The organism is Mesorhizobium abyssinicae, from assembly GCF_049887195.1.
In the GTDB taxonomy this organism is placed as follows: Bacteria; Pseudomonadota; Alphaproteobacteria; order Rhizobiales; family Rhizobiaceae; genus Mesorhizobium; species Mesorhizobium abyssinicae.
In genome coordinates, this window is the sequence record NZ_JARAKC010000001.1 from 36,626 (window position 1) to 59,433 (window position 22,808).

The 22,808-nt window shown below is 64.4% G+C and carries 15 protein-coding genes; 9 read left to right on the forward strand and 6 right to left on the reverse strand.

The window, feature by feature from the left end; all coding sequences use genetic code 11:
• Positions 1–22 precede the first annotated feature (22 nt).
• Genes PU724_RS00155 through PU724_RS00165 form a run of 3 tightly spaced genes read right to left on the reverse strand, consistent with a single transcriptional unit; the run spans position 23 to position 3,131 of the window.
• Positions 23–373: a hypothetical protein gene (locus PU724_RS00155; protein WP_354420142.1), complete on the reverse strand. Its 351-nt coding sequence runs from the start codon at positions 371–373 to the stop codon at positions 23–25.
• Positions 370–795, reverse strand: a complete 426-nt coding sequence (locus PU724_RS00160) for a DUF6484 domain-containing protein (RefSeq protein WP_354419041.1) — start codon at positions 793–795, stop codon at positions 370–372. Before PU724_RS00160 ends, PU724_RS00155 begins: the two co-directional genes overlap by 4 nt.
• Before the next feature lie 8 nt (positions 796–803).
• On the reverse strand, positions 804–3,131 hold the full coding sequence (locus PU724_RS00165; protein ID WP_354419043.1) for a type VI secretion system Vgr family protein: 2,328 nt from the start codon (positions 3,129–3,131) through the stop codon (positions 804–806).
• Positions 3,132–3,386: 255 nt separating this feature from the next.
• Here PU724_RS00165 and tagH point away from each other — a divergent pair, with 255 nt between their 5' ends.
• From tagH to PU724_RS00205, 8 genes are all read left to right on the forward strand, one after another.
• Entirely contained in the window at positions 3,387–4,457 is a 1,071-nt protein-coding gene (tagH, locus tag PU724_RS00170) for a type VI secretion system-associated FHA domain protein TagH (RefSeq protein ID WP_127308965.1), read from the forward strand.
• A gap of 306 nt (positions 4,458–4,763) precedes the next feature.
• Positions 4,764–6,272 (forward strand): type VI secretion system protein TssL, long form, encoded by a 1,509-nt coding sequence (tssL, locus tag PU724_RS00175; RefSeq protein ID WP_354419045.1) that lies wholly within the window; start codon positions 4,764–4,766, stop codon positions 6,270–6,272.
• A 22-nt stretch (positions 6,273–6,294) separates the two neighbouring features.
• Complete coding sequence (gene tssM, locus PU724_RS00180; RefSeq protein ID WP_354419047.1) at positions 6,295–9,831, forward strand: type VI secretion system membrane subunit TssM; 3,537 nt, start codon at positions 6,295–6,297, stop codon at positions 9,829–9,831.
• Positions 9,832–9,990: 159 nt separating this feature from the next.
• Positions 9,991–10,773 (forward strand): PP2C family protein-serine/threonine phosphatase, encoded by a 783-nt coding sequence (locus tag PU724_RS00185; RefSeq protein ID WP_127393159.1) that lies wholly within the window; start codon positions 9,991–9,993, stop codon positions 10,771–10,773.
• Positions 10,770–13,226 (forward strand): serine/threonine-protein kinase, encoded by a 2,457-nt coding sequence (locus tag PU724_RS00190; protein ID WP_354419050.1) that lies wholly within the window; start codon positions 10,770–10,772, stop codon positions 13,224–13,226. Before PU724_RS00185 ends, PU724_RS00190 begins: the two co-directional genes overlap by 4 nt.
• An 11-nt stretch (positions 13,227–13,237) precedes the next feature.
• Positions 13,238–13,744: a DUF1036 domain-containing protein gene (locus PU724_RS00195; RefSeq protein WP_348630794.1), complete on the forward strand. Its 507-nt coding sequence runs from the start codon at positions 13,238–13,240 to the stop codon at positions 13,742–13,744.
• Positions 13,741–16,134 (forward strand): M23 family metallopeptidase, encoded by a 2,394-nt coding sequence (locus PU724_RS00200; protein ID WP_127393161.1) that lies wholly within the window; start codon positions 13,741–13,743, stop codon positions 16,132–16,134. The genes PU724_RS00195 and PU724_RS00200 overlap by 4 nt, the downstream gene beginning before the upstream one ends.
• A 190-nt stretch (positions 16,135–16,324) precedes the next feature.
• Complete coding sequence (locus tag PU724_RS00205; protein WP_354419052.1) at positions 16,325–17,965, forward strand: caspase family protein; 1,641 nt, start codon at positions 16,325–16,327, stop codon at positions 17,963–17,965.
• A gap of 51 nt (positions 17,966–18,016) precedes the next feature.
• Here the strand turns inward: PU724_RS00205 and PU724_RS00210 are convergent, their stop codons facing one another.
• Positions 18,017–18,553 (reverse strand): OmpA family protein, encoded by a 537-nt coding sequence (locus tag PU724_RS00210; RefSeq protein ID WP_128346759.1) that lies wholly within the window; start codon positions 18,551–18,553, stop codon positions 18,017–18,019.
• Positions 18,554–18,812: 259 nt separating this feature from the next.
• On the opposite strand from PU724_RS00210, the gene PU724_RS00215 reads away from it, so the two are divergent.
• Positions 18,813–19,319 carry a DUF6931 family protein gene (locus tag PU724_RS00215; RefSeq protein WP_426212971.1) on the forward strand — a complete coding sequence of 169 codons (507 nt, stop codon included), beginning with the start codon at positions 18,813–18,815 and terminating at the stop codon, positions 19,317–19,319.
• Positions 19,320–19,377: 58 nt separating this feature from the next.
• On the opposite strand, the gene PU724_RS00220 is transcribed toward PU724_RS00215, so the two are convergent.
• Together PU724_RS00220 and PU724_RS00225 are read right to left on the reverse strand one after the other, a co-directional pair.
• Entirely contained in the window at positions 19,378–19,656 is a 279-nt protein-coding gene (locus PU724_RS00220) for a hypothetical protein (protein ID WP_354419054.1), read from the reverse strand.
• Between the two features lie 29 nt (positions 19,657–19,685).
• Positions 19,686–22,235, reverse strand: a complete 2,550-nt coding sequence (locus PU724_RS00225) for a caspase family protein (RefSeq protein WP_127393837.1) — start codon at positions 22,233–22,235, stop codon at positions 19,686–19,688.
• Positions 22,236–22,808 lie beyond the last annotated feature (573 nt).

Consider the following 22,808-nt stretch of genomic DNA (forward strand, 5'->3'; position numbering starts at 1 on the left):
ATCTATTTGGCGACGATCGGCCTCAGGCCGCGGATTTGGGCAGGTTCGCCGCGAGGTAGAGCCGCACTTGGTCGAGATCAATCGAAGTGACCCGAAGGTGTGGAGGCCCTGCTAGCATCCTTATGACGAAAAGTTCACCTGGCTCGGGAAATTCGGCATAGCGCTCCTCCGCAATCCGGCGTCCCGCTTCCCCTGCGGTCCGCAGGCCATCGAGATGTGCTTCCAGTCTCTCGACAAGACGCGCCAGGCGCTCCTCATCCATGTCTGGATTCTCGTCGGGATGAAGCAAATGGTGGTCATAGACTGACCACAGAAATGCTGCCATCTCTGCGTGCTGACGCACAATCTCTCGCAGGACTGGGGCCACCATCAGTTGAGGTTCACCGAACCGCCACGGATGCGGTTGGCAGCAGTCGCATGGCTCGTAACGTAGGTGCCGCGGATGGTGATGTGGCCATCCTTCTCCATGATGATCGTTGCCTTCCCACAGCGCAGTTCGATTCGTTCTTCCCCAACGATCTTCACCTGTTCCCCATCACGTATCACCTGCGGAGCATTTGTCTTGCGATCCGGTTCCACCACCCGGCCGACAATCAGCGGCCGGCGGACATCGCCGTTTTCAAATAGCAGCGCCACCTCGGCTCCTATCATGTCGGGACTCATGGCAGTCAGGCTCCGCGCCCTTATGGCGGTGTCCTTGGCATTGCCATGGAATATGACAAGCGGTGCATCTCCGTCGAAGCCAAGAAAGATGCCTAGTATCACCCCTTCGACCCGCTTTGCGGTCCTGGTCATTGCGGCCCTCAATTTTGCTTGATTTCGGAACCCTTCATCGTGATGTCGCTCGACGCCTTCACATTGATCTTGCCGGAGCCTTTGACGGTAATATCCTTACCTTCGATGTTGATGGTTCCGTCCTTCTTCATCGAGATTGCTGCCGAGCCGCACTTGATGACGATAGAATCGCCGGCGTCTATCAGCAGATCCTTGCCTATCTTGATGGCGCCGGATTCTCCGACGTCGACGAGACTCCCCTTGGCTATCTTGAGCGCGCGGTCGCCACCAACTTCCGTCGTGTCGCCATCGGCGATCTTTGTGCTCCTGGCCTTCCCTATCTCGTTCGATTGCGCGCCTCCAACGGTAAAGCTCTGATCCGCGCCAACGGTGACGCTCTGCTCCGCCGCGATGTTCCAGCTGTCTCCCGCTCCGATGTCATGGCTCTGCGCCGCACCCACCGTCACGCTCCGCGACGCCCCGATCGTGTTCGACTGCACCGCGCCGACGCTCCTCGTCTCCGAAGCCCCCACCGTATCGATGCGCGCCGCGCCGACGGTGACGGTCTGGACGATGCCGACGGTCTGCGAATGGTTGGCGTCGATATTCTCCGTCGAGTTCGAAACGACGTGGATCGTCTCATTCGCCATCACCGTCAGCGAGCGGTTGGCGCCCACCGTCTCGGTGTCGTTGCTGCCGATGTTCGTCGTCTGGTCGACGCCGATCTTGACCGTCTTGTTGTTGCCGACGTCCTCGTCGAGGTTGTGGCCGACGGAGTGCTTGGCGTCATGGTCGATGCGGTCGGACTGGTCATGCTGGACCAGCTTCGTGCGGTCGTGCTTGATCAGCAGGTTGTGATCCTTCTGGGCCTGGAAATTGACCAGCTCGGAACCGGCCTTGTCCTCGAACATCAGCTCGTTGTAGCCGCCGCCGCCCTTGGACGAGTTCGATTTCCAGCCCGATTGCGTCGCGTTGCCCGGCAGCCCGTAGGGCGGCATCTGCGAGGCGTTGTAGACCCGGCCGGTGATGATCGGCAGGTCCGGATCGCCCTCGATGAAGTCTATGATGACCTCCTGGCCGATGCGTGGGATCTGGATGAAGCCCCAGCCGCTGCCGGCCCAGGTTTGCGAGACGCGCACGAAGCACGAGCTGTTCTCGTCCTTCTTGCCCAGGCGATCCCAGTGGAATTGCACCTTCACCCTTGCATATTTGTCGGTGAAGATCTCTTCGCCGGAAGGGCCGACCACGGTCGCCGTCTGCGGCCCGCGCATGATCGGCCGCGGCGTGATGCGCGGCGGGCGATAAGGCAATTTGGTAGGCGCGAGGCCCATCACGATCCTGAAATTCTCGCTATGCCCCTCGTTCTGGGTCCGGTAGCCCGGATCGAACAGCCGGTACTCGGCGCTGAGCACCAGATAGTCCTGGTTCTGGTCGTCGCGCGGAAAACTCTCCAGCTTGAACTTGCAGCCGGCAAAGAGCCCGCGCACGGTGCCCACCGCGGTGCCGCGCTGATGCACCGCCTGAAGTTCCTCGCGCCTTATCCCCGCAATCTTGTCGCCGCGTCCGACATCCAGATGCGCTCCGGGCTGGCGGTAGTTTTCGCCGGCGGCTTCCTTGTGGCCGAAGGGCTGCGCCGATTTCGCCATCAAATCCGCGCCGGGCTTCTCGAAATCATAGTCGGTGTGGGCGTAGGCGCCGGGCCGCACCGAACTGCCTGGAATCCATTCGGTGATGTATTCGACATCGCGCCGCGAGGCCTGCCCCTCGAAATTGTAAAGCACCTTGTCGTAGCCCGGAGCCGGCTTCAGCTTGCTCATCGCATCGCACAGAATGAGCGTGTGCTTGCCCTCGTCATATTCGAAGAAATAGAAGATGCCTTCGTGCTCCATCAGCCGCTGCACGAAATCCAGGTCGCTCTCGTCGTACTGCACGCAGTATTCGCGCTGCGGATAGGACCCCTGCAGCCGCTTCTCGAATTTCGCGATGCCGTATTTCGAGAATATCTTCTCGATGATCTCCACCGCGGTCATGTTCTGGAAGATACGGCAATCGGTGGTGTTGCCGAGAAACCAGAGCCACGGCCTGATGACCGCTTCATAGTAGGCCAGCCGGTCCTCGATGCGGGTGAGCCGGAACTCGGAGACGAGGCCGCTGAACCAGCGCTTCGGGTCGGACTCACCCTCGATCGAGACGGAGCCGCCCAGCATTTTCAGCGGATCGACATCGTGGTTGGTGCTGACGAACCCGATCGTATGGGCGAAGCAACGGCTGATCTCATCGCGTCCGACGAGATGGGTGAAGGTCAACAATTCGGCGCCTAACGGCGTCTGCACAACCGTGGCACGTTCGTTCGGCATGGGTCGTGCCCCTCCAGGACGCGGCCGCCAGTGTGATGGATTTGAAGTTGCCCCTATGTTAACCGCATCACGTTCGGGGACTTCCCGGATTGCCACACTAGGCTTCGTTCAGCCTACCATATGTTTTCCCACCGGCCAAAAGGAACGACGGGCGGGCAAAGCTTGCGCCGGAGGCAGTTGTGAAAGGCTGCTGTCGTGTTGTCCTCGCAAACTGCTAGAATGGCGAAATAGATCAGCGGTCCGCGGCCAATTCATATGTTCATCAGTCTGCAGATCAACAATGTCGAGGCCGTGCCCGCAGGTCTCCCCCTCGGCTACGGATCGCGGGACCGCAGCTTTGAAATCGGGCGCGAAAATTGCGACTGGACCTTGCCCGACCCGGACAAATTCATTTCCGGCCGGCATTGCGAGGTTCGGTATGAGGCGGGAGCGTTCTGGCTGCACGATGTCTCGCGCAACGGCACCTTCATCAACGGATCGAGCAAGCGCCTGGCCGCGCCGCATCGCCTCGGGCACGGCGACCGGCTGCTGATCGGCCGCTACGTCATCTTCGTGTCTCTCGACGACGAGCGCGGCGCGACGGGGCACCCTCATTCGCGATCCGGTTCGACGCAACGCGAAATGCCGGCCCCGACGGGCCGGCCGCAGGAATTCAGCAACGAGCCGTTCTTCAGCCCGCGCGACCAGCGTCAGGCGCCGGCCTCGACGTCCTCATTGCGGCAGGCCGCCCCGCCGCCTTCGGCCGCGCAGCACCCCGGCGCGGACGAGATCCTCAGGGATATCGCGCGGGCTGCCGGTATCTCGCCGGACCTGCTTCAATCGCGCGACCCGCATGAAGTCGCCGCCGAAATCGGCGCAGTGCTGCGGACGACGGTCGAGCAACTGGCCTTGCTGCTGAAGGCCCGCGCGGCCGCCAAGATCCTGGCCAAGAGCACCCACCGCACGATGATCAGCGCGGCCGACAACAATCCGCTCAAATTCGTGCCCGGAACCGACGACATCATGGAAATCATGTTCGCGCGGCGCAGGGCCGGTTATCTTGACGCCAGGCACAGTGTCGAAGACGCCTTCCGCGATCTCAAGACGCACGAATTGGCCACCTATGCGGCCATGCAGGCGGCGCTCTCCCGGCTGCTTGACGACCTGTCGCCCGAGGCGATCGGCAAGAAGCTACCGCCCACGTCGTTCAGCTCGAAGAAGAGCCAGGCCTGGGATGCTTTTGTGGCCACCTGGCGAACCATGGAGGAAGCCCACGAAAACGGCATGCTGGACATATTCCTAGCCTATTTCGCCGAAGCCTATGCCAAGGCCGACAAGCAAAAATAGCGTGTAAAATCCGGCGCTAGGGCCGGATCTCTACACCGCCGCCGTTAAGAATAATCTGGGGCCATTCCGCGCATATGGTTCCAATCGGCGGCTTCTGAGATTACGATCACATACGACAGTTCGCCAGGCGGTTACGGCTGAATGACCCAGGGGTCTGCGGCAAATGTCATGTTACGGCGGGATCGCGTTCTGTAGCCTAGCTTCCACCGGACACTCCCCGCGTCAGCAGGGCATGCATTCTTTGCTTCTGCCCATGCCCGGTCTTGCGCGCTGGCACGGCGGCCATGCGGGAACGGAAGGCCAGCAATGAGCTCGAAGGACGATCCCTTCGGCCCCGCCGGCAAGACCGTCATTCGCGCCAATCCGCGACGCAGGCAAAAGCCGGCGCCGTCGCCGCCGGCATCCGCCGATGGCGGGCAGTCCATGCCCGTGCGGGATTCGACGGTCTTCGATCCGCAGGGCGGACAGCACATGCCGCCGGGCTGGGCATCCGGAACCGTGATCTATCAAGGAGCGGCGTCCAATGCCGGCCCCTTGGAGACCGCGCCCTCGTCGGGGCCGCAGCAGGACGTCCTGCTCGACGCCGCCGGCAGCATCACCTACCCCACGGCAAACCCGATCCTCGCCGCCGCCGCGCCTTTGCTGCTGCTGTTCAGCCAGCTCAGGCTCATCCCCGTCGAAAGACATGCCGAGCCGCTCGCCGGGCATATCGCCGAGGCGATCGAAAAGTTCGATCGGACGCTGCAGAAGTCAGGCATCGCCGAAGAGGACGCACGGATCGCGAAGTTTGCGCTTTGCGAAACCGCCGATGATCTTGTCGGCAACCTGCCCTGGCCCGAGGGAGACGGCTGGGCAGGACATGCCATGCTGTCGCGGTACTTTCACATCAAGTCCGCTGGCGCGGGTTTCTATGAAGCGCTGAACAAGCTGCTCGCCGCGCCGGAAGCGCATTACGATCTGCTCGAACTGATGCATGCCTGCCTGTCGCTGGGGTTTGAAGGACAATACCGCGGCCTGGCGCGCCAGGGCGACAATCTCGAACGTATCCGGCGCGACGTCTTCGACACGCTCCGCTACTTCCAGCCGCCTGCCTCGCAAGACATCTCGCCGCGCTGGCAAGGCATGGCGGCCGTCATGACGCAGCCGTCGGCCCGGCTGCCATTGTGGGCCGTGGCGGCCGCCGCGGCGACGCTGGTGACGGCGGCGTTTTTCGTGCTGCGCGTTCTCATCACCGAGGAGGGCGATGCGACGGCCGGAGAGCTGCTGGCGCTCAATCCGTCGACGCCGGTCACCATCGAGCGCGCCGGCGTGGCGCCGCTGGCCGAACCGGCGAAAGTGGCTCCTCCCCCTCCAACTCCCGTCGCGCTCACCCAAATCAACCGCATCCGCGCAGCGCTGGCGAAGGATCTGGTGCGCGGCGGGCTGGCGGTGGGCACGCAAGGCAGCTTCATCGTCGTTGAGATAAACAACGTCCTGATGTTCGAACCCGGCAAGGCCGAGCTGAAACCGGAGTTCCAGTCCGTTGCCGCCGACATCGCCGGGGCGCTCGACGCCGAGCCGGGACCGATCAGGATCGTCGGTCACACGGACAACGCAAAGCCACGCAAATCGAGCACGTTCAAGTCCAATTTCGACCTCTCCGTCGCCCGCGCCAAGGCTGTCGAGGCGCTGATGGCGCCCGGGTTCAAAGACCCGTCGCGGATCACGGCCGACGGCAAGGGCGAGGACGAGCCGATCGCCGACAATGCGACGCCGGAAGGCCGCGCCACCAACCGCCGCGTCGATGTGATGATCCCCAAGGAGGAGACATTATGAGCGCGGCCCGCCGGAAGCGCCCATGACGCAATGGCTGCTGCGCATACTCAACGCCCTCGCCTTGGCCGGTTTCGCGGCAGCCGTCTGGTTTGCCGGGCCGTTGATCCGCTATGCCGATAGCCGCCCGCTGGGCCCGGTGTGGCTACGCGCCGCGATCATCGGCCTGGCCGTGGCCGCGGCCGTACTCTTCTACACGATCCGGTTCTGGCAAAGGCGAAAGGCGCAAAAGGCGCTTGAAGCCGCAATCGTGCGCAACGACGCCGGCAATGACGATTCGCAGGTGCTCGAGGCCCGCATGAGCGAGGCCATCGCGACGCTCAAACGCTCGAGCGGCAAGCACAATTTTCTCTACGACATCCCCTGGTACATCGTCATCGGCCCGCCCGGCGCCGGCAAGACCACGGCGCTGGTCAATTCGGGCCTGAAGTTTCCGCTCGCCGGTTCCGGCACGGCGCAGCCGGTGGCCGGCATTGGCGGCACCCGGTCCTGCGACTGGTGGTTCACCGACGAGGCCGTGCTGATCGACACCGCGGGACGCTACACGACGCAGGATTCCGACAAGGCGCGCGACAACAAGAGCTGGCTCGCCTTCCTGTCGCTGCTCAAGAAATATCGCGCCAGGCAGCCAATCAACGGCGTCATCCTGGCTGTCAGCCTGGCCGATCTCATGAGCCTCGACGACCGGCAGCTTGATGCGCATGTCACCGAGATACGCAGCCGCCTGCGCGAAACCCATGAAACGCTCAGGATCCAATTTCCGGTCTACCTGCTTTTCACCAAGGCCGACCTCGTCGCCGGTTTCATGGATTACTTCGGCGGCTTCGACGAGGCGCGCAGGCGCCAAGTGTGGGGCGCTACCTTCCAGACCACCGACCGCAACAAGAACATGACCGGCGAGGCGCCGGCCGAATTCGATGCGCTGGCGGCGCGCCTGGCGGACGAGGTGGCCGACCGGCTGCAGGAAGAGGCGGATCCGGTCGCGCGCATATCGATCTTCGGCTTTCCGGCGCAGTTCGGCGCCTTGCGCAACCGGGTTGCCGGCTTCATCGGCAGCCTGTTCGACCCCTCCCGCAGCGAGGTCAATGTCAGCCTGCGCGGCCTCTATTTTTCCTCGGGCACGCAGGAAGGAACGCCGATCGACCAGGTGCTCGGCGCCATCGGGCGCAGTTTCGGCAGCAGCGCCCAGGCCCATCTTTCCGGGACCGGCAAGAGCTTTTTCCTCCACGATCTTCTGGCCAGCGTCATTTTCGCCGAAGCCGGCTGGGTTTCGTATGACAGGTCGGCCGAAAGACGCGCGGCGATCGCCAGATATGGCGGCATCGGCGCAATTGCTTTGGCCGCCGCCGTCGCCCTCGGCGCGTTTGCGCTCAGCTTTACCGCCAACAGATCGCTGCTCGCCGCAACGACGCAGGCGATGAGCCAATACCGCCAGGCGGCGGAACCGCTGCTCAACAGCACCGAGGTCGCCGACGTCGACCTCGAGAACGTGATTGGCCCGCTCGACCAGCTACGCAACCTGCCAGCCGGATTCGAGACCGGCGACACGCCGACGGCTATCGAGGAGACGTTCGGCCTCGGCCAGCGGGAGCGGCTTCTTTCAGCGTCCAAAACGGCCTACCGGCAAGCACTGGAACGAAGCTTCCGCTCGCGCCTGCTGCTGCAGGCCGAGCGCACGATCCAGGCCAGGATGGCCGATCCGGCGGCACTCTATGAGCCGCTGAAGATCTATCTGATGCTCGGCGGCAAGGCGCCGAAGGTCGACGACGAGCTGGTCGTTTCCTGGATGAGGCAGGACTGGGAGCAGAACCGCTATCCCGGCGAAAACAACCGCGAAGGACGGGCCCAGCTCGAAAAGCACCTGCGCGCCATGCTTGCGCTGGACGATGCCTATGATCCGGTCTTTGAGCTCAACCAGCCGCTTGTCGAAGCCGCCCAGCGCTCGCTCGGACGCATGAGCCTCGCCGATCGCGCCACGGCCCTGATCAAGTCGGCGGTCTACGCCGCGGCCCTGACCGATTTTTCCGTCTCGGCCAAGGCAGGGCCGGAAGCGCCGCTGCTGTTCGAGCGCGCCGACGGCAGCGATCTCTCTGGACTTCGCATTCCCGGCCTCTATACCCATGCCGGCTTCAACGATTTCTATCTGCTGCAACTTTCGCGCATCGCGCAAATGCTTGTCGACGACCGATGGGTCCTGGGCGGAGGCGGCGAGCAGGGCGGCATCGATCAGGAATTGCTCAAGCTCGGCCCCGAGCTTCTCGATCGCTATGCCAAGGAATTCGCCGCAGCCTGGAACGGCGTTCTCGACCAGCTGCGCTTCAAGGCGATGCTGAAGGACAAGCCGCAATATATCGCGCTTTCCGCCGCGGCTTCGCAGAACTCGCCGATCGATCAGCTGTTCAGCGCGATTGCCGATGAAACCGCCCTGACCCGGCAAAGCCAGGTCGCAAACACCGACGCAGCCACGGCCGGGCAGCCAGACGCCGCGGCCATCGCCAGGGGCCTTGCCCGCATCGGCATCCAGATGGCGATCGGCAAGTCGCAAAGCCGTGCCGGCGCCGGCACGGCGAGCGCGCAGGGCCCCGGCGCCAATGTCGAGGCGCAGTTCAGGTCGTTCCAGGCCCTGGTGGGCGGTCCCGCTGGACGCCGCCCGATCGACGCGTTGACCCAGAACTTTCGCGACATCTATCAGAGCCTGAAGCTGGCGGCGGACGTTCCCTCCGAGACCGAGCGCGTCAGCACGAACCTGCAATTGCAGGTCTCGACGCTGCGCGCCAACGTCTCGCGCCTGCCCAAGCAGCTTGCCCGCGTGGTCAACGCGGCGGCCGACGAGTTCGAGGGCAACGTCGCCGAAACCTCGGTGGCGAATCTGAACCAGTTGCTCGACCAGACGGTGACGCGCCCCTGCGAGGAGATGGTCAACGGCCGTTATCCTTTCGCCGCCGGCAGCACGCAGGAGATTGCGATGGCGGACTTCGCCAAGCTGTTCTCCCCCGGCGGATTGATGGACCGCTTCTTCGCGCGAAATCTCGCATCCATGATCGACATGACCGGCCAGGACTGGAGCTGGAAGCAGGACCAGCGTTTCGGGCGCGATCTCTCGAAAGCGACGTTGAAGACCTTCCAGTCGGCGGCGGAAATCCGCGCCGCCTTCTTTCCGTCCGGTGGTTCGGTGCCTTTGGTCAACATCACGTTCACGCCCTTTTCGCTGCATGGAGATGCCGACAGCGCGGTGCTCGATGTCGATGGCCAGACCGTTCAAAGCAGCCAGACGGGCAACGCGCCGAGCACGCTGAGCTGGCCGAGCGGCGCTGCCTCCGGGTCCGCCAGCCTGAGCCTTGCGCCGGAAATGCCGGGCCGGGAATCCGCCATCAAGTTCGACGGCCCGTGGGCGCTGAAACGGCTCATGGATAAGGCATCCGTCAGCGGCAGCGCAGGCAGTCTGGAAGCGCGCTTCGTGATCGGCGGACGCGACGCGGCTTATACGATCCAGAGCAATTCCGATCCCAACCCGCTGTTCCTTCCGGCGCTTGGCGCGTTCAGTTGCCCGAAGGGATTCTGAGATGTTTTTTCCGCTCCCCGCCCCATCGATGACAAAGCCGGCCGGCCGGCGTACCGGCCTTGATTTCGGTACTCTAATGCTCGCGCCTGTGGCAGAGTGGCGCGAGCGGCGGCCCGAGGGTGCGGCGCGAAGGACGCTTGAGAAGCGCTTGGTGGCAAATTGAACAATGTCGCCCTTCCCTTTGAAAGCTTCGGCGTCAGCCACAAAGGCTGCGTGCGCGACCTCAATGAAGACAGCTATCTGGTCGAGCCGCGAACAGGCCTCTGGGTTGTGGCCGACGGCATGGGCGGACATGATGCCGGAGAGGTGGCTTCGGCAAGCATCGTCGATCATCTGGCGACGATCGGCATCGCCAGTTCCGCGCCGGATCTTCGCGCACGCTTCGAGGACAGGCTGAGCCGGGCCAATGCCGAAATCCGCGGCATATCCGAAGCCCGCGGCATAACCATCGGCTCGACCTTCGCCGCCCTCTTGGTGATGGACGGGCGGTTTGCCTGCCTTTGGGCCGGCGACAGCCGCGTGTATCTTGTCCGCAATGCCTCGATCTCGCAAATCTCGAAAGATCACACTGAAGTCCAGGAACTCCTCGACAGAGGCATGATCAGCGCCGCCGAAGCGCTCACCTGGCCGCGCCGCAACGTCATCACCCATGCGGTGGGCGTCAGCGACGACGTCGTGATCGACTACCAGCAGGGCGAGACCATGCCAGGCGACATCTTCGTGCTGAACACCGACGGGTTGACGGCGCATGTCAGCGATGCGGAGATCGAGGCGGCGGTGTTGTCGGCCGCGCCTCAGGCGGCGTGCGAGAACCTGCTGGAAACGGTGCTGGCGCGCGGCGGAACCGACAATGTGACCATAATACTCGTGAAGATCGGCGATCGTCGCAACGGCCAGGCGGCCGGTCCGCATCCCGCCACAGCCGGAAGTGGGGACCGATGAGCGCCGACGACAAGACGCGCGTCTCGCCGAGCTTTGCCAGCACAGGCGTCGGCACGCAGCTTAGCGGCATATACGAGCTCGACGAGCGGATCGCGTCCGGCGGAATGGGCGAGGTCTATCGCGGCCACAACATCCAGACCGGCGATCACGTCGCGATCAAGATCGTGCTGCCGGAGTTCGCCCGCGATCAGACGATCCTGTCCCTGTTTCGTAAGGAAGCCTCGATCCTCAACCACCTGTCGCATGACGCCGTCGTGCGCTACCACGTCTTCACCATCGATCCCGGTATCGGGCGACCCTACCTGGCGATGGAATTCGTCGACGGCCAGTCGCTGTTCGATGTCATCAGGCGTGGCGCCATGCCTGTGGAGGACGTGCGCAAGCTCTGCCATCGGCTCGCCTCCGCCCTGAGCGCCGTGCACCAGGCGGGAGCGATCCATCGCGATCTCTCGCCGGACAACATCATCCTGCCGGGTGGCCGGGTCGACCGCGCCAAGATCATCGATTTCGGCATTGCGCGCTCGGCGGCCGTCGGCGGGGAGACGCTGATCGGCGGCAGGTTCGCCGGAAAATACAACTACGTTTCTCCCGAGCAGCTGGGGCTTTACGGAGGCGAGGTCAGCGAGCAGTCCGACATCTACAGCATGGGGCTGGTGCTGGCGGCCGCCTTGCGTGGCAACCCGCTCGACATGAGCGGCTCCCAGCTCGAAATCGTGGAAAAGCGCCGAACGGTTCCGGATCTTTCCGACATCGATGCCGATTTCCGCGAGATCATCGAGGCGATGCTGCAGCCGGACCCGAAGCACCGGCCGATCAGCATGGCCGAAATCGCCAGGATGACCCGCGACCCCGACGAGGAGACCAGGCCGCCGGTATCCGCCATGCCGCGCGAGCGGCCGGACCTGCATCGCACCTCGACCCCTGCCGCGCCGGAAAAGTCGCAAGGCCAGGCCTGGGTGCCCCCCGGCGACCAGCGTTTTGTCCCGCATCAGCGGCCCGCGCATCTTTCCGAACCGCGCCCGCGGGCGGCGGCACCCCCTCCCCGCGCGGTCGCGCCCGACGGTTCCAGGAAACCCGCAAGGACCCGAAACATCGCCATCGCCGCCGTGGCCGCGCTGGCTCTGGTGTCGGGAGCAGGCGTCTATCTCAACGGTCTCCTGACGCCCGCCGCGCCGCCGGCCGGCAAGACGACGCTTTCCCCTTCGAAAACGCCGAAGCCGGCGCCGGCCGACAGCGCCGCCACGACGCCTCCCGAGGAGCCGGCAGCGGGCTCGTCCCGAAAGCCACAGACAGAGGCAGGCCAGCCGCCGGCTGAGAAGCCGGCAGCGCCGACCCCGGCGCCGGTCGAAAAACCGGCGGATGTGGCGTCCGACCAGAAGCCGGCGCCAACGCAGCCTGCCGAGCCCCTGCCGTCAATGGAGGAGGAACCAAAGCCGCCGACTGCCCAGGCGCAAGCGCCCACCGAACAAGCTCCATCGGCAAATCAGCAGCAGGCCAGCGATGGCCGGAAGGCGACTGCGCCGCCCACCAGGATCGCGCCTGCTCCGCCAACGGAAGAGATTGCCCCGGCCTCGCCACCGGTCGAAAAGGCCCCGGCGCCCGTCCAGCCGGATATCGCGGAAGCTCCGAAGCCGAAGCTGCCGGCCAGCCAGCCGGCTGAGCCGAAGGTGGCTGACAAGGTTCCCGAAGGTGCGGCGACTGCACCGGAAGCGGCGAACACGACAAGCCCGCAGCCTGAACCGCCCGCCGCCAAGCAGCCGGGTGAGACCGTCGTCTTGAATGTGCCCAAACCGCAGGTTCCGCCGGCCGCTCCCCTCGACGAGACCGCGCTACGCGCTTCCTGGGTGCGCGATTTCAGCGGCGGCGACTGTTTCTACGCGACCATGACATCGGCAACCGCCAACGCCGCGGCGATCGAGGGCTTCGGCACTGCGGTCCAGCCGTTCGAGCGCCTGATGTCCGACTTCCAGTCGCGCTTTGGTGTCGAGCCGGATATCAGCGTGCGCCTCATTGAACCCGCCCAATGCGAGGTCACCAATTTCCTGCGTTCTCTCGGCCGCTCCGATGGCGACAAGCCGCAGCTCGTCCTCGATCGGACATTGGTGCCGAACGGCGCGCCGATCGGCGGCACGCTGGTGACGCGTGGCGGCCTCATCTCCAACGTGCTCCTGATCGACCACAAAGGCATGGCGTTCAACCTCGACGACCGCATGGTCGTGCAGGCGGGCAAGGCGAGCTTCAGCATCCCGATCGAGCTCGGCGCCGCCGACAAGACGGCCGGCAAGGTCGTGCCGCAGGTCATACTGGTGATCACGGGACCTCGCGACATCCCGGCCGCCGTGTTCACAAGGCCTACTCCGGCATCCGAGCTGCTGCCCAGGATCCTTGCCGAGATCGAGGCCCGCGGATCTGATTTCTCCGCCACCGCCAAATATTTCCGGCTCGGCGGATAGCATGGACGCCGATGGAAATCCGCCGCTCGCGTTCTTCCTTCCCACCCGTCCTCCCGCCACGCAAGCTGCGTGAACGGGCCCGAACCGTGCTTGGCCTGATCGGCCGCGCCAGGCCTGCCGCGATCCCGGTCGCGGCACTGCTGGCGGTCCTGTCGATCGGCCAGGCGCGCGCCGAGTTCACGGTCTGCAATCAGACGCTGGATGTCGTCAATCTCGCGGTCGGCCAGAAGGTCGACAATGCCGACCAGACGGACGGCTGGTGGACCATCGGCGCGAACCAATGCGTCAACGTCATTCGCGAGGAGCTGACCAACCGCTACATCTACATCTACGCGACGGACGTCTTCGGCCACGCGATCCTCAACGGCTCGACCGAAATGTGCATCGACCGGCGCCGCTTCTCGATACGCGGCATCGACGAATGCTGGCAGCGCGGCCATATCGCGGCGCGGTTTGTCGAGGTCGACACGCTCGAACAGGTGCGGTGGACATTCTTCCTGACCGGGAACAGCCCGTGACGCACAGTATCGACACGAGCTTCAAGCTGAAAAGGCAGGCGCGCCTGGCTTCGCGCAGGCGCAAGCTCTGGCGCCGGGTCCTTATCGGTCTTGCGGCGATGGTCCTGGTTTCGATCGGCACCGGTTTCTACCTCACCGCCGACTACTGGTCATTCGGCGATGAGGATGAGGAATTGCAGGCCGTCGACGGCACAGAGGACGTCCCGGCCGACGCCTCGGTCTATGTGCCCGCCATCATCGACCTTGCCGGGGACCCGATGTGGATCACGCTCGCCCCCGATGCCGACACTTCGACGAAAGCCCATGCGATGGCGCGGCCGGCCGAACTCGATCAGGCCGGGATCTCGCCGCAGATCGAGGTGCTGTCGGACGTGATGCTCAGCGCCAGCGAGAAATTCATGACGACGATCCCGTCGACGCAGGAGGATTTCGCCTTCTTCCAGGCGCAGCGGCAGACCGCGTCGCCGCCGTCCGACGACCTGCAGGACGATCTTCAGCCGCCGGCCGGCGACCTGCAGAACGACCTGCAACCGACGCCTGTCCCTGACGAGGCGCCGGCCGCTGCGGGACAGCCAGCGGACGCCGACGATCCGGAGGCCGGCTGGGGCGAAACGATCGATGCGGGCGAGGCTGCCCTGCCCGCATTCCAGAAGACCCAGATCGAAAACAACACCAGCGTCGCGACCGTCACCAAGGAATACCAGCGCTTCGAGGCGACCGAAGACAGCTTCGTGAAGATCCTCAACGACCGCAGCCTGGACAGCGTGGCGCTCGATGCGCATTTCTCGGCCGAGGACGCCAAGCTGGCCGGGGAAGCGCTGAAGGCGCTGTTCAACCGGGAAAGCCTGGAACCGGGCTATGTCGTGGCGATGCGCGGCTTCAGGCCGACGCGCGAGGCGACGACGATGTCGCTCATGCAGGTCTCGATCTACGCCAAGAACGTGTTTGTCGGCACGCTGACGCGCAACGCCGCCGGCGCCTTCGTATCGGGGGTCGATCCCTGGGTCCGCGAGGACCTGTTCAACTATTCGGGCGCGCCGGAGGAAGGAACGCACAAGCGGCAGTATCGCCTGCTCGACGCGATCTACTCGACGGCCGCGCGCAACAAGGTTCCGACCGGCGTGATCGGCGAAGCGATCATGTATCTGTCGCGGGGGCAGGATCTCGACGCCTTCGCCAGCGAGGACCAGCGCCTGGTGCTGATCTACTCGCAGACGCCGCGCGGCCAAAGCGAGATCTCCGGACGGGTCCTCTATGTCGGCGTCCAGGGCACGGAAAAGAGCCTCGACTGTTTCGTTTTCCAGCAGAGCGACGGCCAGTTCGCGTGCGTCACCGGCAATGACGAGGTTCGTTCGCTGGCGGTGACAAACGGCATGGTCACCCCGGTCAGCGGGGTCATGACCTCGACCTTCGGCCCGCGCAAGCACCCGATCCTCGGAACGGTGCGAATCCATAAGGGCGTCGACTGGGCCGCTCCGGTCGGCACACCGATCATGGCCGCCTTCGATGGCGAGATCACGTTTCAGGGCGATGGCGGCAGCTATGGCAATCTGGTGAAGATCTCGCATCCCAACGGGCGCGAAACGCGCTATGCGCATATGCAGAAATTCGCCATCGCCAGCGGCGTCGGCACCAAGGTGAAGGCCGGCGACGTCATCGGCTATATCGGCACCACGGGGCTTTCGACCGGCCCGCATCTCCATTTCGAGCTCTACCAGGCCGGCGCGGCTATCGATCCGCTGGGAACGGTCACCACGGTTGCCGCCTACGCTTCCGGCGGTTCTGGCGGCACCGGCGATGCTGCCGTCGAGACGCTGACCGACCGCATCGTCCATGTCGAAAGCGGCGGCAGCGCGCGGGCCAAGAACCCGCTTTCCTCGGCGACGGGCGCCGGCCAGTTCATCTCCAAGACCTGGATCCGGATGATGAACACCTACCGCCCCGATCTCGCCCGCTCGCTGTCCACCGCCGACCTGCTCGCGCTTCGCTATGATGCGACGCTGTCACGCGAGATGGTGCGCAACCTGGCGCGCGAAGGCGAGGCCTATCTTCGCGCCCGCGGCCATCAGATCACCGCCGGCCGTCTCTATCTCTGCCATTTCCTTGGCATGGAAGGCGCGCATCAGGTGCTGGCGGCGCCGGGCGCGTCGCAACTGAGCGCCGTGCTCGGCTCGGCCGTCATCCAGGCCAACCCGTTCCTCACCGGCAAGACGGCCAGTTACGTCGTCGACTGGGCGGAGCGGAAAATGGGGCAGAAGGCCCCTCGCATCGCCACCGACGCGGCGCAGCAGACGACGACCACGACCGAGATCCGGCAGACGTCGCCAGAATTCGAGAAGTACAAGCAGGCCGTCACCGCCCTTATAGGCTCGCTTCAGAACACCCTTTAAGCCCGCCGTTGGTGTTCCCTGCCGCCAGGTGATATTATCGGCGAACTTTTTTCGGGCCTGTCGTGAACCATGACTGTGGTTGAGATCACAGACGCCCAAGAGCCATTTTTGGCAGAAGCGACTGTGTCGCCAACGAAACTAGCATGCGCAGACATCACAAGCGCGCCCCGAAGGGGCGGAGGGCTGATCCATGAAAGCGTTCGCCGTCTTTCTGAGCGGATTCATACTGTTCGTCCTGGCCTCGCTTAGCGCCCAGGCTGCGGCCTCCGATAGTGGTGCGCCCGACGCCAAACGCGTCGCGCTGGTGATCGGCAACAGCAAATACGTCCATGCCGTCGCCCTGCCCAATCCCGCCAACGACGCGCACCTCATTGCATCGACGCTGCGCAACGCCGGCTTCGAGGTCATCGAAGGGGTGGACCAGGACAATGCGGGCATGCACAGCCTCATCAGCCGGTTCACCGAGCAATCCTACGATGCCGACCTCGCCGTCATCTACTATGCCGGCCACGGCATGCAGGTGGACGGCAAGAACTTCCTCATTCCGGTCGATGCCGAGTTGACCTCGCCGGCCTATCTCAAGACCCGCACCGTCCAGATCGACGAGTTCATGGCGGCGCTTCCGTCCGATCCGGCGGTCGGCGTCATCATCCTCGACGCCTGCCGCGACAATCCGCTGGCCAGGACGCTTGCTGCATCGCTTCCGAAGTCGCGCTCGCTGGGCGCCGGCCTGGCGCCCGTCGAAGCCAAATCGGAAGGCGTCGGCACCGGCGGCATCCTGATCGCCTATGCGACCGACCCCGGCGCCATCGCCTTCGACGGCAACGGCGTCAACAGTCCCTACTCGACCGCGCTCGCCAGGCATCTGACCGAGCCGGGCGTCGAGATCCAGAGCGCGCTGACGCGCGTGCGCGGCGAAGTGACCGAGACCACGCAAGGCCGGCAGCGGCCATGGCACAACGCGTCGCTGGGGCGTGAGGTCTTCATGGGAAAACCCGTGGTGGCGCCGCCTGCGGCAAAACCCGCCGCCGACGCGCCCAACGCCGCGGCGACATCGGCCCCCGGCCTGGTGGTTGGCGAAGCTCCGTCCTGGGAAGTCGAGCAGCGGCTGTGGGACGAAGCCTCGAAGAAGAATTCCATTCCGTTCTACGAGGCCTATCTCGACCAGTTCCCGAATGGCCGTTTCGCGACGGTGGCGCGGTTGAACATCGATGAGTTGCAGGACCCGAAAGCCGAAGACCGGAAGGTCGCGGCCCTCGATACGGATGAGGCGGATGCCAATTCCGGCTCCACGGTGCGCACCTCGGTTGGCATTTCGGACGAGATGAAACAGGCGCTGGGCAGCGAGCAGACGGAAAACGCCATCGGCCTCGATCGCGAGGGCCGCATCGACCTGCAGTTGCGCATCGAGGCGCTTGGCAACGAACTTGGCCGCGTCGACGGCAATATCGGGCCCAAGACCCGCCAGGCCATCGGCGACTGGCAAGAGAGGAACGGCCTGCCGCCGACCACCTTCCTGACACGCGAGCAACTGGCCTTCCTGGTGGTCCAGACCGATCCGATGATGGAGGCCGTGCGTGCCAAGCACGCAGCCGACCAGGCCCGCGCGGCGGCGCCGAAAAAGCAGGTCGTGCAGAAGGCCCGCACGCCGAAGGCGGTGGCGCAGAAACCCCGCAGGAAGCAACAGCAGGTCGTTCAGACGAGGCGCAACCGCGACACGCTGGTCGGCCGCGAGGAACCCCCGCCGCCCCAGGACAACAACAACGACTTCCTGACCAAGGCGCTGATCTTCGGCACCGGTGTGGCCGTGGGCGGCGCGCTGAAGAACTGACGCGCCAGCGGCATCCCCGGATGGCGCGAGGGCAGGCTGTGTCGGCCCAAGCTACTGCGTGCTGATCCGCATCTCCACCCGGCGGTTGACCGGATCATAGGGATCGGGGCTGCGCGGGTTCTTCTCGCCCATGCCGATGGCCTTGATGCGGGCAGCGTCGACGCCGCTGGACGTCAGGAAGGCGGTCACCGAGCGTGCCCTTCGCTGCGACAGTCCCTCATTGTAGTGGACCGTGCCGGACGCGTCGGTATAGCCTTCGACGACGAAGCTGAGGGAGCTCAGCCGGCTGTCCTTCAGCGCCTTGGCGAACTCGTCGAGTTCCGCGCGCGCCGTCGCGTCGAGCTCGGCCGAATCCAGTCCGAAATTGACCAGCATGTCGAGGCCTGCCTGTTTGGCCGGGGCTTCCTTCGTCTCGCTTTTGCTCTTGCACTCGTCTTCGCTGCCGACGCAAATTCCACGCGAAGCGCCGAGTTTGCCCTCACCGGCAAAGAACTTCACGATATCTTCCGATTTCTGAAGCGGATCGGCAAAAGCCTGGCCCGACACAAGCGCGATCGCCAACACTAAGGCTGCATTGCCCAATTGCATAACCGTTACTCCCGTCTGAGCATCCGATTTCGCCGGCCGGATCATATCAAATTCCGGAGCAATTGTCTGTCGGCGACATCGAAAATATACGGCATTGCCGACAGTGGCCGCTCCGCGGCCGAGCAAGGCTTGACCGTTGCCTCGCCGGAGGCTTGAGTGGTTGTTGTCCCTCAGCGAAGGCGTGGCAGCCATGGCCAATGAGCTCCGATTCAAAACGGCACGGGATCTTTTCATGGCTTGTCCCGCTGTTGCCGAGGACATGAGCGCCCCTCCAACCGAGCAAGCCTCGATCGAGTTCTGCCGCGCCCTGCTCGCCGGGCCGGTGCCCGAGGAGGCGATCACGTTCTGCGCCTATCTGCTTGCCGAACGGGCTGCCGTCTGGTGGGCGCATGAGTGTCTGAGCCACCTGACCGACCTGCTCGACGGGCAGGATCAGGAACTGCTCATGCTTGTCGGCGACTGGGTCAGCGAACCGGACAATCCCCGGCATCATGCCGGGCTGAGCAGGGCCGCGGCGATGCCGCCGACAACCCCCGCCGCCTGGATCGCCCTGGCGGCGGCATGGCGCGGCGACGGTTCGGCCGCGGAAGCCACGGCGCGGCCTGTCGCGCGGCTGTTCCCCGCCGCCCATGCGGTCAATGCCGGGATTCTGTCGGGACTGGCGCGTGTCGCGCTCGCCGATCGCTTTTCCGTGCTTTCAGCCTTCGTCGAACTGGGCATCCAGACGGCGGAGATCGATGCGATGCGTCAATCGACGGACGCCTAGTTAGTGAAATTCCGGAAAAAGTGCGCGGCAGCGGCTTTGCTGGCCTATTTGGCCACGCTTATCCCCAACCACCCCCACCCCCGCCGTTACCGCCACCGCCACCGCCACCGCCCAAGGGCGGAACGACCACAGGCGTGGTTTCCTCAACCGGCTTTACCACTTTCTTGGCAGTCACCTTTTTCTGTTTGACGACCGTGGTCTGAGGGGTCGTCTGCACGACCTTTTGCTGCGGCTTCGCCGCCACCGGCATCGGCTCGGCCTTGGGCATCATGGACGTGCAGCCCATGAGCGCCACCACGACGCCGGATAGCGTTGTTGCGGTGATTGCTTCCTTCAATGTCCTGCCCACCATTGCCTCCCGGTTGATCAGAAAAGGTCCCTGCGCGGATTGGCTTCTTCCCACACCCCTCTGGCCGCGTTGATCAGCTGGGCGTCCAGCGAACCAGTCGCGGGGATCTTCGACTTGAGCTCCTGCTGCAACTGCTGCAACGCGGCCGTTTTCGGCTTGGCTCCGAATTTTGCCAGCGTCTTTCTGGCCCCCGGAAGCTCCTTGCGAAGATCGAGCGCAGCCGCGAAGGCAAGGAAACGCGCGGCAACGGCCTGATCCGCCTTGTCGCCCTTTTGCATTTCGAGAGCCGCGCGATCGTAGGCGCCGGACTGATCGCCGCGCATGGTCGCCAGCTCGAACAGTCTTTGCGCTTCGGCGAGGTCCTGCTCCACGCCAACACCGTCCCGGTACATGCGTCCAAGGCTGGCCGGGGCATAGGGCTGGCCAAGATCGATAGCCTTCTGAAACAGCGTCAGCGCCATCTTTGGATCCTTCTCGATGCCCTGGCCGCTGAGATAGTTCCGGCCGAGAAGGTTCATCGAATACATGTCCTGCCGCTGCACGCCGGCCTGAAGGAAGGCGACGGCGCGGGCCGGGTCGGCGGTCACGCCGTTGCGGCCCTCGGTGAAGATCGCGGCCAGATCGTTCATGGCATAGGTATGTCCCATCGCCGCCGCCTTGAGCAGCAGGTCCAGCCCCTTTGCGGTATCGGCCTTGACGCCGTAGCCGTTGAACAGGGCGCGGCCCCAGGATGTCATGCCGTAGGGATCACCCTTGTCGGCCGCGGCCTTGTAGAGGGAGTTGGCCTGCGTGCGGTCTTGCGGCGTCCCAGTCCCGGTCGCGTGCAGGTAGCCGAGCTCGAACACGGCGCGGACATGTCCCTTCTTCGCGGCCTCCTCGATGGCTGTCCTCGCCTCCTCGACCTTGCCGGCGGCAAGCAGCGCGCGCCCGAGTTCATAGCGGAAGCGGGGCACATCCGGGTAAGCCTTCACCGCGGCCTCGCAGACGTCCACGGCACTGGCGCCGATCTCGTTCGGCAGCAGGCCGGGGACCACGCCCTGCAGGTCGAGAGGCTCGCCGGCGGCCGTATCGCAAGGGTCGACGCTGGGCGAGAGTTTCATGGTGGCGGGCTTGGGCGAATTGTTGTCCGCCCGGATTTCGAAGCCGACCACAAGCGGTTTGACGGTGCCGATCTGGGGTTCGTACCGCAGGTGCTCGACTTCGCCGACCATCAGGCTTGAGTCGGGCGTCAGTGTTCGGTCAGGCAGCGATAGCGTTCCCGTTGCCGGATAACTCGCGACTTTCAGGCTGACCGCCGGGTCCTTCGTCGGCAGGTCCAGCTTCAGCGCAACCGGGCCGACGCCCACGGGAACGGCAACGTCGCTATTCTCGATCGCCTCGGCCGCACCGGTGATGTGGATGCCCCGTTCCAGCGTCTGCTGCTTCTGCTCGGCCTCGAGCGAGGCCACAACCTGTTCGCCCTCGGCGCCCTCGCCGCTCTTGACCCGGAACACCATGATGCCGTGAGCTTCACCGCCCCAGTCGTCGTGGGTGGCGTAGGCCAGCATATCAACTTCTTCCTGGGCAACGGCTCCCTTAGGTACATCCATCTTCAGGCGCGGCAGGTCCTTGCCCTGGATCGGCTGGCCCACCTCGACAGGCTTGCCGTCCAGTGTCAGTTGTCCGAGCGCAGGCGGTCTTTCGATGCTGACCGTGACCGTTCCACCATCGACGTCGACGGGCGCCGGCAAATCGAGGGCAACCGGGCCGATCCCCGACGGCACGACCTTCTCCAGCACCGGCGGCAGCGAAGGCCGGGTGGCGCGGCGCATCAGCACGACCTCATCGATCAGCGAGGAATTTTCCCAGGGCACCTGCTTGCCTTCGGTCGCCTGGACAACATCGCGGCGCACAGCCGCCATCACGGTGCGTATCTCCTGGTTCGGCGCCAGCGCGCGCCGCGAAAATGCCGACGAGAAGGGACTGAGGTCGCCGGTTCCGTCATAGGCGACCGCCCCCGGTTCCGTCGCGAAGGCAATCAGCGTGTTCAGCGAGCTCTTGACCTGCGCAAGGCCTGCATTGCCGGCGGTGATGAGCTGATCCCTCAGCCAGTAATCCTTGCGCGGGAACGGGTTGTTGCGGCAGGCATCGAGGATGATCACCTGGATCTTCGATTTCGAACGCATCTGCTCGAGCACATCGTTGAGCTTGATGGCCTGGACCTCGATGTCGGCCGCTTTCTTCAGCGAGGCATCGACCGGGATCAGGAAATTCTCGCCGCCGATCTGGAAGCCGTGGCCGGAATAGTAGACGACCGCCAGTTCGGCGCCGTCGGCTGCGGCCAGATAATTGCGAAATTGCTTCTCGAACTCGAGTTTGGTGAGGTCCTTGGCGACGAACACGTCGAAGCCGGCCTGCCGAAACGTGTTCGACACATCCTCGGCATCCTTGTCGGGATTCTTGAGCGCCGGGATGTCCCGATATTCGGAATTGCCGATCACAAGGGCAACCCTCCGATCGGCGCGGGCATCCAACGTCGCGAGGCCCACGAGGATCAGGGCTGCAATGAACGCGCAGCATCGCAGCATGGCAAATCCTTAACTGCTATGACCTGTCGACCACAAGAACGCAGCTTGCGGTGCCGGGGTCTGTTAAAGAGTTCACAATCTGCCGAAACAGGGGCTGAGGCAGGCGCCATGGCGAATGCGGGCGTATTCCTCATCCAATCGGTTTCTAAATTACCCTAGCGGCGGAACTTCCGCAATGATTTGAGCCGGCTTGCCGCTGCGGCTTGCCAAGCGCCTTAGTCGGCCTTCAGCCAGTTCAAACGCCGCATTCCGGATACGGGGCGCGGCGGCGCGGGAACAGCGCCAGCACATTGTCTGACCGGCCGCACTGCCGCCCCAGGCGGCGAGTTCAAATTCCTGATTTGGCTGAGGCTGGCCCCGAAAAAGGCGGACCTGGGGGACACCGGGTCCGCCTTGCCTGCCGACGGGGCTTCGGGGGGAAGACGAGGTTCGGCAAACAATCCGAGGGCAACTCCTGCGAGCGTTGGAGTTTTTGGTAAGCTCGGAAGACAGGATAGTGAGCGTGTTTTGCGCTTAACTCAATTAGCTCGATAGGCCTTAGCTCGATCTGATTAGTCGGCAGCAGCTTATGTT